Origin of the sequence: Sporobacter termitidis DSM 10068 (genome assembly GCF_900130065.1) — a bacterium.
GTDB lineage: Bacteria > Bacillota > Clostridia > Oscillospirales > Oscillospiraceae > Sporobacter > Sporobacter termitidis.
Genome location: NZ_FQXV01000014.1, coordinates 103,408 through 118,836, shown reverse-complemented (window position 1 = coordinate 118,836; position 15,429 = coordinate 103,408). Strand labels below are relative to the sequence as shown.

18 protein-coding genes are annotated in these 15,429 nt (G+C 59.7%); 3 read left to right on the top strand and 15 right to left on the bottom strand.

The window, feature by feature from the left end:
* Positions 1 to 88 precede the first annotated feature (88 nt).
* From BUB60_RS16710 to BUB60_RS16650, 13 genes are all read right to left on the bottom strand, one after another.
* Entirely contained in the window at positions 89 to 691 is a 603-nt protein-coding gene (locus tag BUB60_RS16710; protein ID WP_073081583.1) for a DapH/DapD/GlmU-related protein, read from the bottom strand.
* Positions 682 to 1,485 carry a PHP domain-containing protein gene (locus BUB60_RS16705; protein ID WP_084726571.1) on the bottom strand — a complete coding sequence of 268 codons (804 nt, stop codon included), beginning with the start codon at positions 1,483 to 1,485 and terminating at the stop codon, positions 682 to 684. Before BUB60_RS16705 ends, BUB60_RS16710 begins: the two co-directional genes overlap by 10 nt.
* Positions 1,479 to 2,174: a phosphonate C-P lyase system protein PhnL gene (locus BUB60_RS16700; protein WP_073081580.1), complete on the bottom strand. Its 696-nt coding sequence runs from the start codon at positions 2,172 to 2,174 to the stop codon at positions 1,479 to 1,481. The genes BUB60_RS16705 and BUB60_RS16700 overlap by 7 nt, the downstream gene beginning before the upstream one ends.
* Positions 2,175 to 2,176: 2 nt before the next feature.
* Complete coding sequence (locus BUB60_RS16695) at positions 2,177 to 3,346, bottom strand: alpha-D-ribose 1-methylphosphonate 5-triphosphate diphosphatase (RefSeq protein ID WP_073081577.1); 1,170 nt, start codon at positions 3,344 to 3,346, stop codon at positions 2,177 to 2,179.
* Between the two features lie 12 nt (positions 3,347 to 3,358).
* On the bottom strand, positions 3,359 to 4,192 hold the full coding sequence (locus BUB60_RS16690; RefSeq protein WP_073081574.1) for an ATP-binding cassette domain-containing protein: 834 nt from the start codon (positions 4,190 to 4,192) through the stop codon (positions 3,359 to 3,361).
* Positions 4,183 to 5,022 (bottom strand): alpha-D-ribose 1-methylphosphonate 5-phosphate C-P-lyase PhnJ, encoded by an 840-nt coding sequence (locus BUB60_RS16685; RefSeq protein ID WP_073081569.1) that lies wholly within the window; start codon positions 5,020 to 5,022, stop codon positions 4,183 to 4,185. The genes BUB60_RS16690 and BUB60_RS16685 overlap by 10 nt, the downstream gene beginning before the upstream one ends.
* Entirely contained in the window at positions 5,015 to 6,079 is a 1,065-nt protein-coding gene (locus BUB60_RS16680) for a carbon-phosphorus lyase complex subunit PhnI (RefSeq protein ID WP_073081565.1), read from the bottom strand. The genes BUB60_RS16685 and BUB60_RS16680 overlap by 8 nt, the downstream gene beginning before the upstream one ends.
* Positions 6,080 to 6,081: 2 nt before the next feature.
* The gene (gene phnH, locus BUB60_RS16675; protein WP_073081562.1) at positions 6,082 to 6,654 is read right to left on the bottom strand and encodes a phosphonate C-P lyase system protein PhnH; all 573 of its coding nucleotides are present in this window, start codon (positions 6,652 to 6,654) and stop codon (positions 6,082 to 6,084) included.
* Entirely contained in the window at positions 6,651 to 7,076 is a 426-nt protein-coding gene (locus BUB60_RS16670; protein ID WP_073081559.1) for a phosphonate C-P lyase system protein PhnG, read from the bottom strand. Before BUB60_RS16670 ends, phnH begins: the two co-directional genes overlap by 4 nt.
* Positions 7,077 to 7,090: 14 nt before the next feature.
* Complete coding sequence (locus BUB60_RS16665; protein WP_073081556.1) at positions 7,091 to 7,960, bottom strand: PhnE/PtxC family ABC transporter permease; 870 nt, start codon at positions 7,958 to 7,960, stop codon at positions 7,091 to 7,093.
* A complete protein-coding gene (locus tag BUB60_RS16660; RefSeq protein ID WP_073081553.1) occupies positions 7,960 to 8,751 on the bottom strand; it encodes a PhnE/PtxC family ABC transporter permease in 792 nt (263 codons plus the stop codon). The genes BUB60_RS16665 and BUB60_RS16660 overlap by 1 nt, the downstream gene beginning before the upstream one ends.
* A gap of 3 nt (positions 8,752 to 8,754) precedes the next feature.
* Complete coding sequence (phnC, locus tag BUB60_RS16655; RefSeq protein ID WP_073081550.1) at positions 8,755 to 9,528, bottom strand: phosphonate ABC transporter ATP-binding protein; 774 nt, start codon at positions 9,526 to 9,528, stop codon at positions 8,755 to 8,757.
* Positions 9,529 to 9,677: 149 nt separating this feature from the next.
* Entirely contained in the window at positions 9,678 to 10,805 is a 1,128-nt protein-coding gene (locus BUB60_RS16650) for a PhnD/SsuA/transferrin family substrate-binding protein (protein ID WP_073081547.1), read from the bottom strand.
* Between the two features lie 457 nt (positions 10,806 to 11,262).
* Between BUB60_RS16650 and BUB60_RS16645 the strand changes: the two genes are divergently transcribed.
* From BUB60_RS16645 to BUB60_RS16635, 3 genes are read left to right on the top strand one after another with little or no spacing between them, the layout of a single operon-like run.
* Positions 11,263 to 11,862 carry a zinc dependent phospholipase C family protein gene (locus BUB60_RS16645; protein ID WP_073081544.1) on the top strand — a complete coding sequence of 200 codons (600 nt, stop codon included), beginning with the start codon at positions 11,263 to 11,265 and terminating at the stop codon, positions 11,860 to 11,862.
* Positions 11,863 to 11,884: 22 nt separating this feature from the next.
* Positions 11,885 to 13,033, top strand: a complete 1,149-nt coding sequence (locus tag BUB60_RS16640; RefSeq protein ID WP_073081541.1) for a glycosyltransferase family 4 protein — start codon at positions 11,885 to 11,887, stop codon at positions 13,031 to 13,033.
* Between the two features lie 42 nt (positions 13,034 to 13,075).
* The gene (locus BUB60_RS16635; RefSeq protein WP_073081538.1) at positions 13,076 to 14,398 is read left to right on the top strand and encodes a UDP-glucose dehydrogenase family protein; all 1,323 of its coding nucleotides are present in this window, start codon (positions 13,076 to 13,078) and stop codon (positions 14,396 to 14,398) included.
* Positions 14,399 to 14,454: 56 nt separating this feature from the next.
* Here BUB60_RS16635 and BUB60_RS16630 read toward each other — a convergent pair whose 3' ends face one another.
* Both BUB60_RS16630 and BUB60_RS16625 read right to left on the bottom strand, forming a co-directional pair.
* Positions 14,455 to 14,874, bottom strand: a complete 420-nt coding sequence (locus BUB60_RS16630; protein ID WP_073081536.1) for a GNAT family N-acetyltransferase — start codon at positions 14,872 to 14,874, stop codon at positions 14,455 to 14,457.
* A gap of 6 nt (positions 14,875 to 14,880) precedes the next feature.
* Positions 14,881 to 15,423: a DUF2284 domain-containing protein gene (locus BUB60_RS16625; protein ID WP_073081534.1), complete on the bottom strand. Its 543-nt coding sequence runs from the start codon at positions 15,421 to 15,423 to the stop codon at positions 14,881 to 14,883.
* Positions 15,424 to 15,429 lie beyond the last annotated feature (6 nt).

Genomic DNA, 15,429 nt, shown 5'->3' with positions numbered 1-15,429 from the left:
GAGCGCGCTACATGCACCCCCTTGTCGGATAAAGCCCGAAGGGCTTTATCGACAGTCTGCGTCCCCGCCGTCAGGCGGGGACTTCTTTTTATAAGTATTTCCTGACAAAATCGCCGAGATTGCGGAAGTCCGGGAGGCGGGCTTTCAGCGTCTCGTGGTCCCAGTCCCACCATTTGGACGTCTCGATTTTTTCGATGAGCCCGTCGTCAAAGCGCATTTTGAGCTTTTTTGCCGGGACGCCGGCCACGATGGCGTAGGGCTCCACGTCCTTCGTGACGACAGCGCCCGTACCGATCACCGCGCCGTTGCCGACGGTGACGCCGGGCATGATCGTCGCGTCGTGGCCGAGCCACACGTCGTTGCCGATGGTGACCCAGTGCCGGCGCCGCCACTCAAAAAACGCGCCGTCGTCCGGGCCGAGGCCGAACAGCTCGCTACGGTAGGTAAAGTGGCTCTGGGCCACGCGGTCATACGTGGGATGATTGCCGGGATTGATGCGGACAAAGGCCGCGATGGAGCAGAACTTGCCGATGGTGGCGTAATCCATCATGTTGAAGCCGGCACAGTAGGAGTAGTCGCCGACGGTTACCTCATTCAAGCAGCAGTTGGCCTGAATCTGCGTGTATTTGCCCAGCGTTGTGTTCACGAGGTGCACATTTTCCTCAATGACCGGCTCGAGGCCTAGCTGCATAGCGCGATCACCCCGCTTTCCTCGGATAAAACGTCGCCGATGCCCTCCTCCTGGGGCTCATACTTCCCATGGTAATCGCTGCCCCCGGTCATAAAGAGGCCGTACAGCTCGGCGTATTTCTTAATGGTCAGCCGGTCCTCCGCGCTGTGGGAGTGGTGGTTGCACTCCAGGCCATCCAGCCCGCGCCGCTTGAGCTCGGGGATCAAGTAATAATTCTGCTGCTGCCCCGGGTGGGCGAGCACAGCCAGGCCGCCGGCGTTTTTGATGGCCTCCACGGCGTCAAACGCGTCGGTATACGCGATGTCGAAATGGCAGATGCCGTTGTTTTTAAAGGTTTTCATATAAAAATCGCCGAACATCTCCGCCGCCTGCCCCGTGGTGACAAGATAGTCCATCACGTGCTGCTTGTAGAGGTACTTCCCGTCGGCCGGCCGCAGCTTTGAAAGGTCGATCTCAAAGCCGTGCTCCTTAAGAATAGCGATCTGGCGCAGCGTGTTTTGATGGCGGGCCTCCAAAACGGGCCGTGTCAGCCGCTCCACGGCCTCCGGGTCCTGGATGTGATAGCCCAGGATGTGGACGCGCATGTTGTTTCTCTTGTCCACGGCGGAGATCTCCAGCCCGGGGATAATCTTGACCCGGCCGGTTTCCGGCAGCTGCTTCAGTTGGGAGAGCGTGTCGTGATCGGTGATCGCGATGGCGTCCAGGCTCTTGATCACCGCCTCCTCGACGATCTCGGCGATCGTGGCGCTGCCGTCGGAGACGGTGGAATGGATGTGCAGGTCCGCTTTCAGCATACAAAAGCCCCCTCCGAAATGTTGTACACCCGGTCGCAGACGCCCTCCATGAACTCCAGGTCGTGAAAGATGCCGATCATGCTCGTCTCGGTGTTTTTGAGCCGGATCAGCATGTCCTTGACCAAAAGCTTCGTCTTGTTGTCCAGGGAGGCTGTGGGCTCGTCCAGGAGCATCAGGCGCGGGTGCTTGACCATGGTGTGGGCGAGATTCAGCCGGAGCCGCTCCCCGCCGGAAAACGTGTTGGGGTAGATGTCCCATAGGGCTGCCGGCAGGCGGAAATAGGCCAGCATCTCCTCCGCCGCCGTCTCCGCCCGGGCGGGGTCCTCGTTCATCTCCAAAAGCGCGCTCATGACGTGCTCTTTCGCCGTGGTGCGCGGCATGACGTTCAAAAACTGCGAAACATAACCGATCTCGTACTTGCGCAGGTACAGGATCTCCCGTTCCGTGGCCGCGGCCAGATTGACGGGGCCGAAGGCCCGGCTGTCGTAGACGATCTCGCCCGTGAGCGGCAGATACGTCCTGTGGATACATTTCAGTATCGTGGACTTGCCCGCGCCGGAGAGGCCCACGATACCGATAAACTCGCCCTGCTTCAGGTCAAAGCTGATGTCCTGGCAGGAGCTGATCTGCCGGTCCTGCGCGTGGAGATAGAAGTTTTTGGACAGCTTGTCGATCTTCAAAAGCGCCATTGTTACCTCCTGTACGCCACCTGAGCGGTGACGCGGCCATCCACCAGCACGTGGGTGATCACGGGATATCCGTCCAGGACCTCCACCACAAGGAGATCGGCTTTTTTCCCGCGCTCGACGGCCCCGTAGTCGCCGTCGATCTTCATCGCCCGCGCCGGATGCAGCGTGGCCTTGTTCACCATGTCGCTCAGGGATATCCCGTACCGCTCGGCCATGATAAAAATGCCGTGCAGGATGGCGGGGGGATAGTAGTCCGAGCAGATGATGTCGGCGCAGCCCTCCTGGATGGCCTCGGCCGCCGACATATTGCCGGAGTGCGAGCCGCCCAGCAGGATGTTCGGTGCGCCGACGACGGTGAAGAGCCCTTTCTCGTGGGCGGCCTTCGCCGTCTCGATGGTGATGGGGAACTCGCAGATGTCCACGCCGAGCCTTTCGTTCAGCTCGAGCTTTTCCACCGTGTCGTCATCGTGGGAAGCCACGGCGATGCCGTGGGCGTGGGCCAGCTCGGCCAGCTCCCTCAGCTGCTCCAGGGAGAGCGTTTCCTTGCCGCGGTGGTACTCCAGAATTTCCTCAAAGCTGCGGTTGGCGACCTCCCGCCCCTGGTAAGAGGAGATCGTCTTCTGGTATATCTCCAGGTTCCTGTACTGGCCCTGTCCCGGCGTGTGGTCCATAAATGAAATTTCGTGGACCTGGCCGCTCTCAATCATCGCCCTGGCGATATCGTAGGCCTCGAAATTGTCGATTTCGATTCGCAGGTGGAACCGGTGGCGGATCAGGTGGCTGCGGTTGTGGATGTTTCCGATGAGGCCGGCCAGCTTTTTGACGTTTTCCTTTGTCCTGATGGGCGACTTGCCGAAAAACTCATCCTTGTACAGCGTCAGCGAGTGGTACATCGTCGTGATGCCCAGATGCAAAAGCTCGCTTTCGCACTCCTTGAGCGCCAGCTCAAAGTCGAGCATCGACGTGGGCCGCGGCAGGATGCACTGCTCGATCCTGTCGGAGTGGATGTCGATGAAGCCGGGGAGAATGTAGCCGCCGTTCGCGTCGATGATCCTGTCGGCGTCCGGAATACCGTCGGTCACGCCCAAAATCCTGTCGCCGCCCAAGAGCAGCACCTTGTCCTCCATAATATCTTCCGGGGTGACGATCTTTCCGTTGATGATGGCTGTCAAAATAAAAGCCTCCTAAATGAGAGAATGGACGAGCTGCTGCGTGTAGGGGTGCTGCGGGTCCTCCAGGATCTGATCGGTCAGGCCGATTTCCACGATCTGCCCGTCCAGCATGACGATGGTCCTGTCGGCCAGCATGCGGATGACGGCCAGGTCGTGAGAGACGAGCAGGATGGACACGCCGTACCGGGCCTTGATTTTGCGGATGAGGTCCAACACCTTGGCCTGCACCGACAGGTCCAGCCCCGTCGTCACCTCGTCGAGGAGGAGAAGAGCGGGATTGTTGGCCAGCGCTTTGGATATCTGCACGCGCTGCTGCATGCCGCCGGAGAAGTTTTTCGGCGCTTCCCCCATGCGGGAGGTGAGAATCTCCACCGCGTCCAAAAGTTCCGTGACCCGACCGGTCATTTTCGCCGCGTTTCTGTTTTCCGCCGCGATGAGCTTCTCGGCGATGTTCGACGCGGCGGAAAAGTCCATCCGCAGCCCCAAAACCGGGTTTTGATAGACCATGCCCATCAAAAGGTTTTTGATCATGCGCCGCTCCGCGCCGCTGGCCTCCCAGATGCTGGCCCCGCCGTCCCTGTAATCGCGCAGGCGCGCGGTGCCCTCGGTGGGTGTGAGGTCAAAGTACAGGGATTTCATCAGCGTGGATTTGCCCGAGCCGCTCTCGCCGACGATGCCCAGCACCTCCCCCGGAAAGAGCTCCAGAGAGACGTTTCTCAGCGCCCAGACCGTGCCGCAGGCGGTGCAGCGGTTCTTTTCCAGACTTGTCCCGCAGGCCGGGCAGCCGTCCCCGTAGCGGACGGTCAGGCCCCGCACGGTCAAAACGGGCGTTTCAGTCAAACGCATCGCGCGCGCACCTCCTTGCAGTAGGCGGTGTCGGAGCACTGCCAGACACGCGCCCCGGTGTCCGCGTCGAAGAGCTCGTCCAGATAGGTATCCGTGCTCCCGCAGAGGCGGCAGCGCTTGCCCTTGAAGCTCTCCCTTTCGAAGGGGACGTCGTCAAAGGCCAGCGATACGACCTTTGTGTGGGGCGGCACGGCGTAAATCTTTTTCTCCCGCCCGGCGCCGAAAAGATACAGGCACTCGGCGTCGTGGAGCTTCGGGTTGTCGAATTTGGGGATGGGGCTGGGGTTCATGACGTACCGGTCCTCCGCCATCACCGGGTAATCGGCGGCCAGCGTGATTTTTTTATACCGGATCAGGCTCTCGTACAAAAGGAGCCAGACAGGCGCGTAATCCTTTTCCGCGTGCATCATTTTTGTGACCTCCTCCCGGGGCTCCACCAACCGCAGCGGCTCCGGCAGCGGCACCTGCAAAACGAGGATCTGGTCGTCCCGGAGCGGGACCTCCGGGACTCTGTGGCGCGTCTGTATGAGGGTGGCCTCTCCGGTCTTCGCGGTGGTGGCCACGTCCGTGCACATGGTGACGAATTTGCGGATGCTGACGGCGTTGACAGACTCGTCGCTCCCCTGGTCGATCACCTTTAAAATGTCGTCGGGGCCGATGAGCGAGAGCGTCAGCTGGAGGCCGCCCGTTCCCCATCCGCGGCCGATGGGCAGCTCCCGCGAGCCGAAGGGCACCTGATAGCCCGGGATTGCCACGGCCTTCAGAATCGACCGGCGAATCTCCCTTTTTGAGCCTTCGTCCAGGAAGGCGAAGTTATAGTCCTTATTCATTGCACTGCTCCCTTGTCTTTCGCACCGCGTCCAGCTTGGACTGGAAGGTGACATAATGCGGCAGCTTCAAATGCGAGATGAAGCCGTTCATCTCCATGCTGTCGCCATGGGTGAGCACGAATTCCTCCTGCTGCGGCGGATACGGCCCGCCGGAGTCCAGCTCCCGGTCCAGGATCGCCATGGCGATGGCCTTCGAGTCGTTCCGGCCGAAGACGGCGCCGTAGCCGGCGGCAAGCTTCAGCTTGTCCGTGTCGTCCGCCTCCGTCAGCAGCTCCGCCTCGGTCAGCAGGATTTCCCCGACAAAAAGGCACTCCGCGTCGTCAAACAGGTACGGCACGCAAATCTCCGCGTAGCCGCAGCGCAGCTCCCCGACCGTCGGGTGCGACAGGCTGTAGCCGCGCAGCGCCGCGTAAGCCAGGCCCGAGATATACCCGGTGTCCGCCCGCGAGAGCGTCTGCAGCCGGGCGCTGCGGGGGGCCGGGAATTCCAGCAGGTTTGCCGTAACGTCGTAGGGCGGCGTGTCGTCCTCCGGATAACTGTCGACGAGCCCGTCTTTCTTCAGCGTGTCCGACACCCGGGGGCAGGGGGTGATCTCCTCCGGCGTTTCCCGATCCAGCCGGGCCAGCGCCTCCGTGCGGAGCGCCGCCGCATTTTCGCTTTCGATACTGAAATTGATGAGCCGGTGGGTGTAGTCGTACGTGGCGCCCAGAATCTGTCCGCCGGCGATGTCCTTGAAGGCCGAGGAGATCCGGCGCACGACGCGCATGGCGCCCGTGTCCGCTGGGAGGGAATAATAATTGCGCGTCAGCGTCGAGCGGTAGGCCCGCAGGAGAAACACCGCCTCCTCCACGGAGCCTTCGCACTGCTTGAGCGCCAGGGCCGCGTACGTCCTCGAGTAGAGCCCGGCCTCGCCCATGACCCGGTCCACAAGGAGCGACAGCTTGTGCTCGATCGCCTCCAGCTCCAGGTCCTTGGCTGTGCCGCTTCGATAATAATCCAAAAGGCGGATGCTTGCCTCAATGGCCTCGCTGCCGCCGGAAACCGCCACATAGCCCATACTTAGCCCTCCCGCCGTGTCAGCCTCGGGACGGCGAAAAGGCCGCCGGCGGCGCTGACAAAAATAAAATCGATCCCCTGCGGATATTCGTAAAATTGCGCGTCCCGCAGCTCCAGCGCGGCCTGGACGGCGGGCGAGGTGCGTATTTCAATAACGTCCCTGATGCCGGGGCCGGACAGCCGGAGGATGGCATCCCTGCCGTCGTCGATGTTCATGACGATGGTGGCGGACGTGTGTGGGTCGCGCAGCGTGCCGCATTTGGCGTTTTCCACCGCCGCCCGGAGGTCTGCCGGGCCGGATACAAAAATAAAGTCGGCGCCGTCCAGCGGCGCGCGTTTTGCCAGCGTCAGGGAGACGATCTCGCCGGCCAGCGCCTCGTCCGGGCCGGCGTCGAAGGAGACCTCATTGTCCAAAAGCGTCATCGCCACAGCCAGAAAGGCCGGCCGCGTGCCGTACATTTTCCCGGAAAACCGCGCGATATCAACCGTTTTTCCCGGGCTTGACAGGGCGGTCAGGACCAGGCGGAACATTTTCTGCGCGTCGAAAACCTCGTCAAAATCATGGATTTTCTTCATTTCTGCGCCTCCGTATCCATGGAATTGAAGCGGACCATCGTTTTGAGATGCATCGCGTTTTCCTTCTGCTCCAGCTCGAGCTGTGCGCGCTCCAGCTCCAAAAGCGCCGCCTCGCCCGCAAAGACGCCCCTGTTGCAGGCCGCGTCGATAATGGCCATGTTCAGCGTCTTCTCAAAATCGTCCCCCATGACAACGGCGATGCCCCGGGCGCCGTCCAGCCCCACGACCGCCTCCGTGACGATCACCTCGCCGATGTAAAACTGGCTCGATTTGACTGGCTCGCGCATTTTGACCATGGCCAGCGTCTTGCCCGGCGCCTTGATGACAACAATGTCGTGTTCTTTGCGGATCGTCCCGGCCAGCGCCGCGATGGCCGCCGGGTCCGCCTTGGCCATGATTCTTGACAGTCTTTTTTTATCCATTTCTTAATTCCGTTTCATTTGACTTTGGATTTTATTTTTGTCGCCAGAATTTCGAGTAAGATGACGGAGGCGACCACGATATAGGTGATAAAGCCCATCTCATGCAGATCGAAGTAAAAGGCGCCCGCCATCCAGAGGCTGTATCCGATGCCGCCCGAGCCGGCCGCCGCGCCGACGGCGATGGCGTTGACAAAGTTGATTTCAAACCGCATGAACGTCCAGGCGAGCATGTAACTGATGGAGGAGGGCCAGATTGCCTGGAACACGATCTGCCAATAGCTGGCGCCGCAGGCCTTCAGAGCTTCGATGGTCCCATAGTCCATCTCCTCGATCGATTCGGCGTACGCCTTGGTCAGATACCCCGCGCTGTGGAAGGTGAGGCCGGCTACCGCCGCGACGCTGCCCAGCCCCGCCGACACGGCAAAGATCAGTACCCACAGGATCGTCGGCACGGCGCGCACAAAAGCGACAACGCTCTTGGCAACGGCGGCGATGGCGGGCCTGGCGATGTTCTTGGCGCACAGCAGGGAGGCAAATATGGCGATCAGCGCGCCGAAAAACGTGGCGAGGATACCCAGGCAGAAGGTGACGAGCAGGTCATAGAGTGCCTTTGTTATCGTGGAGTGCGACAGCTTGGGCTCCAGAAACACGACCTTGATATTGTGGAGCGTGCTGCTGACCGCGTCGGCGAAATCGATATTTTTATAGTTGAAGGTCAGAAAACCCACGACGGTTAGTGCAATGAGCGCCAGCATCGTATATTTGACGACCAGGGAGCTCTTATTTCTGGCGCTGATTTTGATTTTGCCCGACGGCGTTTTTCTCATGTGCCGGTGCAGGCCCGGCTCCAGCGCCCCGCTTTGGACGGCCGCGGAATCGTACATTACAAAATCACCTTTCTGATTTTATTTGATATCGTTTCTATGATGATAACCAGCACAACGATCGCGATGACGACCAGGCTTGCCGACGCATAGTCCAGGCGTTTGAAATACAGGTCGAAGAGGTACCCGATGCCGGTTGCGGTCAGGATGCCGATGAGCGTCGAGCTGCGGATATTCGTCTCGATCATGTACAGCAGCCACGTGATGATCTCCGCGACGGCCGACGGGATTATTCCCTGGAAGACAATCTGCATGAAGGACGCCCCCGTTGCCGTCAGCGCTTCCACGCAGGCGGAGCTGACCTCGTCGATCGTCTCGATAAAGGTTCTCGTAAGCAGGCCGAAGGTGTAGAAAAACAGCGCCAGAAAACCCGTCAGCACGTTTTGCCCGAATGAAAACATCAGCAGCATCGCCCAGACGACGTCGGGCACGTTGCGGAAAAAAGCGGCCACGATACGCACGATCCGGCTGACAATGCCGTTTAAGCGTGTTGTTTTCGACCCCAGCAGGGCAAAAAAGAAAGCGCAGATGCCCGACGTGAGGGTGACGGCGATCGACAGAAAGGCGGTTTCATACAATTTGCTTAAAATGTTCGGCAATCTCTGCAGCGATTTTTCATTCGGAACGAGCTTCTCCGCAATCCAGGAGATCGCTTTCGGAATGGAGGCGATCCCCGCGACGGGATCGTATGCTGTAATCAGCGAAGCGCCGACAAAAAGCGCGGCGACACACAGAAACACGGCCGTAAATGTCATCTTCCGTTTTTTAAAAACAGATATCCTGCTCTCCATGGGCTACCTCTCGAAATCCGTGATCAGGTCGCCTTCTCCGGACTGATAGATGTCGTGGATGGTCTTTTTGTCCAGCGCGTCGGACGGCCCGTCGTAGACGACGCGGCCCGCGGTGATCCCGATAACGCGCCGGGCGTATTTGACGGCCACATCGACCTGGTGCAGATTCAGGATCACCGTGATATTCATCGTCTCGTTGATGTCGATCAGATGATCCATAATGATCTTGGAGGAGCTGGGGTCAAGGGAGGCGATCGGCTCGTCGCACAGCAGGAGCTTCGGCTCCTGCATGAGAGCCCGCGCGATGCCGACGCGCTGCTTCTGCCCGCCGGACAGCTCGTTGCACGGCTTGTAGGCCTGCTCGGACAGCCCGAGCTTGTTAATGATCCTGAAAGCGTTTTCCTTTTCCCGCTCGGAGTAATAGCCGACGACGCCGCTGAGCGTGGACTTCTGGCCGAGCCGGCCGTGGAGCACGTTGGCGATAACGCTGAGTCTGTCGACAAGGTTGTAGTGCTGGAAAATCATGCCCGTCTTTGTTCGGACATGGCGCAGCTCCCGCTTCGAGATACCGGTGATATCCTGTCCGTCAAAGATCACGGAGCCCGCGGATGTGTCGACCAGCCGGTTGATGCAGCGCATCAATGTGGACTTTCCGGCGCCTGAGGGGCCGATGACGGAAACGACCTCGCCCTCTTCCACGGAGAAAGATACATCTTGCAGTGCCCTTGTCACATTGTTATACGTTTTGCTGACGTTCTTGATTTGCAGAAGCGGCAAAGACGTTCACCTCTTTATACTTTAAATTTCGATTGAGAGCCGGAAATTCAAATGCAAAGTCTTCAGCCATGAACGCTGAAAGCCTTGCATTTGAACATGGCGTTTTTAAAACGCCATGTTCGGCAAGGAGAGCGCTGTTTCCAGGTATATTAGTTGTTCTGGAGAGCGCGGATCGGGTCGTACCAGGAATCTTCGACGACGACGAACTGCTCTTTGTCCGACTTCTTATAGAAGCCCTTGTCGCTGGAATCCTTCGGGACGAAAACCAGGGGATCGTTGGCAATTTTGTCGGAGGTCATCAGATCCTGGATAGCCTTGACGTCCGCGGGGCTGAGTGTTTCGGCGTTATAGGCGGACGGGCCGTTGAGCACAGGCGTGGCCTGGATGATGACAAACTGCTTGCCGGTCAGCGTATCGAAGGGGGCCGTCGCGTCCTTCTTGACTTCCCAGACGGAACCGGCCGACGTATTGTCGCCGGAAACGGGAGCGGCATAGTTCACAAGCTCCGTATCGCAGAAAGCCCCGACGTCGGCTTTGCCGGTGAGGAGGTTGACGGCCGAGCCCTGATGCGAACCGCCGAACAGGACTTCCGAGAAGAACTTGTTGGCACCGCCTTCAGCCAGGTCGTCCGAGTTGAGGTCCTTCCACTGGTCCAGCTTGCTGAAGTGACTGATGATGTTCGTCGTCGGAATTTTAAAGCCGGAGGTGGAGCTGTTGGAGACGAAGGATATCCGCTTGCCCTGGATATTGTCGATGGCATATTTGCCATCCTTCATGTAGTTCTGCTCCTCGCCCTTGTTGACGCTCAGCCAGCTGTAGTAGATGGCGTCGTCCAGCGTACCGGAAGCGCCGGAGTTGACGACGAGGGGCTTGACGGCCGCGTTTTCCTGCTGCGCCTGGATGAAACCCTGCGCGCCCATGAGCGCGCCGATCTGGGCCTGTCCGCTGGCGAGAGCCTCAATGGCGATGTTATAGTCCGTCGTGGTCTTCTCGATAACTTTCTTGCCGGTGGCCTGGGCGATCAGATCCTCGTAGTGCTTGCGGGCGCCGTCAAAGTCGGAGGCGGATTCGTTGGGATACCAGACAACGGTGATCGTGTCGGAATATTTCGTGTTGTCGGCGGACGCGGTCGGAGCAGACGAGGCGGGTGAGCCGGTGCCGGCGGAGGGGCTGGGTGACGTGCCGCTTGTCGAGGAACCGCAGGCGGCGAGCGAAAACGCTGTGGCCCCGACCATGACAAGACTGGCAGCCGTCTTGAAAACGCTGCTTATTTTCATACATTTTCTCCTTCATCTTTTTTGATTTTACTGATCCCTGGGCATGGCTGCCCCTGGGCTCTCATTATAGTGGGGCAGCGCGGGAATCAAAAAGCAAAGAACAGTAAAGCTTCCGTTATATTTCCGGAGGTATGCTCCCGCGATAATCCACAAAAAGGGCGCGCCGGGGCAGGCAAACTTATGAAAAAGCGCAAATAAAGGCATACCGGCAAAAAAAGACCTGTCAAAATTCCGTGAATTTCGACAGGGGATTGTTATATGCGTGTTAATTATCCGTGTTAAATCTGATGCGCTTTATGAATACCCGCCGCCGCCGGGACCGGCGTTGCCCCGGGGCGTGACTCCTTTTTCCACAAAATTTGGCGGCGGCTTCTATTACTTTTGACAGCGATTTAACATTTCAAAGATAGAGTCGCCCGCCCTGCCCTTATTACAATGAGGAAGAGAGGTGAGTCCATTGAATAAATCATCGCACATCCTGATCGGCCGGCTGCTCTGCCGGAGACTGGAAGAGCGGCACGGCGTCTTTCTCGACAGGGAGAGCTTTCTCCTCGGCAGCGTCCTTCCCGACATCGGCGTTTCCTTTCTCGTAAGGCCGCACATCCTTCGGAATTACCGCCGGCACGTCCTGAAAAAAATTGAAAATCTCCTGACGTATGACAAGCAGGCATCCGCATTTTTTGGCAGAAGCTTCTCTCTGGAGCTCGGCATCCTCTGCCACTATTATGCGGATTTTTTGTGCTTTCCGCACAGCAGCGCCTATACGGGGGACATCGCCGACCACGTGCAGTATGAAAAGGCGCTGTACAGGTTTTTGCGCGGCGCGCCGCTGGAGGATATGGATGCCGGCGAGGCTGTCTGCCTGCCGCAGGGCGTCACCGCCGATATGATATTTGACCGTTTTATGGCGCTCCACAGCAGCTACATGGCGGAAGAGCCGTCGTTTTTCAACGACGCTTCCAAGACGATCGCGGCCTGCTCGGAGGCGCTGGTGCTCCTCACGGGCGCCGTCCTGGCGGAAGAGCCCGGCGAGCGGGAACTGCTGTTTCCGGCCTGAGGCCGCGGACGAGGAGGACAATTTGAAAATCGCTTATTTTACCGACACGTTCTCGCCGCAGATCAACGGCGTGACGAACACCTTGAATCAGCTCAGCCGATACCTGTCCCAGCGGGATATCGACCATATATTTTTCGCCCCCGATTACGACGCGGCGGATGAACCGCAGGATACGGCGGTGCTCCGCTTCAAGGGTATTCGGCCCGTGATCTATCCCGAATGCCGCCTCGTCTTCCCGCCCTATGGGAAGATCCTCGAGGCGCTGCACGACTTCCGGCCCGACCTCATCCACGTCGTCACCGAGCTGGGCATCGGCTACAGCGGCCTGAAGGCGGCCAGGGAGCTCGGCATACCGCTGGTGATGTCCTACCACACGAATTACGACAAGTACCTGGATTTTTATAACCTCGGCTACCTGAGCCGGCCCATCTGGGCCTACGTCCGCTGGTTTCACAATTTCGCGGCGCTGAATCTCTGCCCCTCGGTGAGCACCGCGGCGGAGCTTGACAGGCGCGGCTTCAAAAATCTCGACATCTGGACCCGGGGCATCGACATGCAGCGCTTCAGCCCAGAGCACCGTTCCCCGGCGGTCCGGCACGAAATAGGCGGCGCGGGCAAAACGGTCTTTCTGTACGTAGGCCGCATCGCCCGGGAGAAGGGGCTGGACGTCCTCGCCGAGAGCATCGGCATTGTCAACGCGTCCCACCGGGACGACGGTATCTTTGTCTTCACCGGCGACGGCCCGTATCTGGACGCGCTTAAGGCGATGGAGATTCCCAACGCGGTGTTCACAGGGCCTCAGACGGGCCGGAAGCTGGCGCAGATTTACGCCAGCGGCGACGTGTTTGTTTTCCCCTCCGGCAGCGAGACCTTCGGGAATGTGCTTTTGGAGGCCATGGCCAGCGGCCTGCCCGGCATCTGCGTGGACGCCGGCGGCGTCACCGACTTTACCGAGCACGGCAAAAACGCCTATGTCTGCAAATATAACGACCCCGGCGCGCTGGCGGAGGCCATGACGGCCATGCTGGACCAAAACCTCCGGAACAAAATCCGCGCTGGCGCGCTGGAGACGGCCCGGGCGCGGGATTGGGACACGATCTTCGACCGCCTCGTCGCCGGATACGAAAACGCCCTCGGCAAAAATCATCCCGCCCGAAGGCTGGCGGTTTAATTCCCGGGCCGCCAAAGCGCCGGGATAAAGAAAGGATCGCACATGGATATATCAGTAGCGGGGACGGGATACGTAGGGCTCGTGACCGGCGTTTGCCTGGCCAGCCGCGGCCATAAGGTGACCTGTGTGGAGACGGACCGGCAGAAGCTGGCCGCGCTCCGTGCCGGGGAGCCCCCGATTTTTGAGCCGGGCCTTAGGGCGCTGATGGCGGAAAGCGCCGCTAACCTGACATTTACCGATGATTACGCCGGCGCCTATAAAAACGCCGAGGTGATCTTCATCAGCGTCGGCACGCCGGAGCGCGGCGACGGCTACGCCAACCTGAAATACGTCTACGACGCCGCCGAACAGATCGCCGCCTCCGCCGAAAGCGGCTGCACCGTCGTCATGAAATCCACGGTGCCCATGGGGACGTGCGAAAAGCTGGAGAAATTCTTCGCCTGTCACGCCGGGGAAAACGTCCGCATCGACGTGGCGTCCAACCCCGAGTTTTTGTCCCAGGGGACGGCGGTCCGCGATTTTCTGAACGAGCAGCGGCTCGTGTTCGGCGTTCGGAGCGCGTCGGCCGAAAAGGTCCTCCGGGCGGTGTACGCGGGCTTCACGAAGCCCGTGATCGTCACCGACCCGCAGACGGCGGAGATGATCAAATACGCCTCCAATAATTTTCTCGCCCTGAAAATCTCGTTTATCAACGAGATCGCCAATATCTGCGAGCTCGTGGGCGCCGACGTGGACACGGTGTCCTACGGGATGGGGCTGGACAAGAGAATCGGGGAAAAGTTTTTGCGGGCCGGCATCGGCTACGGCGGCTCCTGCTTTCCAAAGGACACGCTGGCCCTGCACTGGCTGGCGAAATACCACGACTACGAGCTCAAAACCGTCAAAGCGGCCATTGAGGTCAATGAAAACCAGAGGATACGCCTCATCAAAAAGCTCCGGAAGTATCACAAAAGCGTCGAGGGCCTGCGGGTCGCCGTCTTGGGCCTCACATTCAAGCCGGGCACCGACGATCTCCGCGAGGCGCCCTCGGTCATGAACATCAACATCCTTTTGGAGGAAGGCGCCGCCGTCACCGTCTGGGACCCTGTCGCCGTGCCGCGCGTCAAAGCGATGTTCGGCGACCAGGTCGGCTATGCGGATACGATTGAGCGCGCCGTTGAAGGGACCGACGCGTGCCTGGTTTTGACCGAGTGGGAGGAGATCAAAAATTTCGACCTCAAAAAGTTCAAGCACCTGATGAAAACCCCGCTCATCCTCGACGGCCGCAACTGCTTCGACCTCCGCGCCGCCGCCGAGGCCGGCATCACCTATGACTCCATCGGCCGAAAACGCGTGACACCCGCGCCGGACGGCAGCTGTGCCTGAGCCTGAGGAGCGGCCGGGCATATAAACGAAGAGCCCGCCAATCGGCGGACTCTTTGTTATATGAGACTCTTGTTTCGATAGACGAGGTCGTCGCGGCGGATAAAGCCCTGGGTTTCCCAGAACGCGTTGCCGGCGCCGTTTGCGGCAAACGCCACGAGGGCGGCCTTGGTGATGCCTTCCCGTTTCAGGGCGTCCGACGCCGCCTGGACGAGGGCGGTGCCGATGCCCCGGCCGCGCCGGTCCTCCCGTACGGCCGTGTGATAGATGAAGCCCCGCCGGCCGTCGTGGCCGCTCATGATGACGCCGATGATCCCGCCGTCCTCCACCGCCGCAAAGCATGTGGATGGATTGCGCAGAAGGTATTTCCGAAACCCCTCCTCAGAGTCGTCGACGCTGTTCAGGCCGACGCCGGGCGTATTCGTCCAAAGGTCGCGGACGAGCGCGTAATCCTCCGGCGTCAGCAGCCTGATGGTCATCCGCCCTTACTCCAGCAGGAAGCAGCCGGTATAAGCCACTGTGTTGGGGCCATAATTATACTTTAAGTGGTTGTCGGTGCACACCTTGCTGACAAAGAGGCCGCAGGCCTCCATGGAGTGCATCAGCCGCTTCGGGAAGCGGCAGGGCTTGCCCTCGAGGTAAGTACATTGCGCGCATTTGGTGCAGGTGCCGGCGCCCATGGCCAAAAGCTGCGGGTAATCCTTTTCGAGCTCCGTCCACAGGCATTCAAAATTCTTTGTCTGATCGTCCGCCGCCTTCTGCATGTTCTCCCAGTCCATGTTGTCCTCCAGCTGGCCCACGGTCTGCACCAGGATGCCGCGGTGGTAGCCCTTGACCTTTTCGCGCATGTCGTCCAGCGTGCCGCAGGCGGGAGGGCAGGCCCAGTTCTTGCCGTAGGCATGACATCGGTCGGCGGCGCACATGTCGCGGACCTCCGGCAGAAACTCCAGCGTTCCCACGTCCAGCGGCCCGGCCTCGGTAAAGCCGCAGTCCTTTGCCTTATGGATCAGTTCCTCATAATTGAGCATGATAAG